At 42.1% G+C, this 558-nt stretch carries 1 protein-coding gene; it reads right to left on the bottom strand.

From position 1 onward, the window contains the following. Positions 1 to 89: 89 nt before the first annotated feature. Positions 90 to 558, bottom strand: a 469-nt coding sequence (locus E2K52_RS14630; protein ID WP_151205707.1) for a class I SAM-dependent methyltransferase, incomplete at its 5' end; no start/stop codon positions are given.

Consider the following 558-nt stretch of genomic DNA (forward strand, 5'->3'; position numbering starts at 1 on the left):
GCGGAGGAATGAATGTGATGGGAGTGATGTATCTGAATAGTTGAAAAACCGCAGACACGCCTTATGCAAGAACGTGCTGCGGTTGGATGCTATTTTTTCCCTGAAGCGGAAAACATTACTACAGTACCTTGAACCTTGGTTTTAACATTCTCGAAATGCTCTGAGAGTATATGTGTTAAGCCTTCTTCGGAATCTTTTGTGTTTGAAAAGATGCCTTTCTGATTGTAAATGCGCATCAGTTTTTGACCGAAGCTATTGTGCACAACTCCATCGCCAAGAATTGTGGCTCCGTATAGAGTTCCATCGTCAGTTAAGGCCTGCGCCGCATTGCGTATTACACAGCTTTTTGTAGATATATTTCCAGGCAGGCAGTGAAGAAGGTAAAACATGGAAATGGAATCAAATTGACCATGTAACGCCGCGGGATAAGGTTCAAAAACATCATGGTTAATTTTATGTTTAATTTTTGATTCCCCAGCCCTTGTAGATGCCGCGTTCAGGCTAGCTTCGTTCAAATCCATTAAAGATATCAGACTACTCTCAGGTACGTGAGTAAGG

It is taken from the genome of Acinetobacter sp. RF14B (assembly GCF_006864105.1).
Classification (GTDB): Bacteria; Pseudomonadota; Gammaproteobacteria; order Pseudomonadales; family Moraxellaceae; genus Acinetobacter; species Acinetobacter lwoffii_C.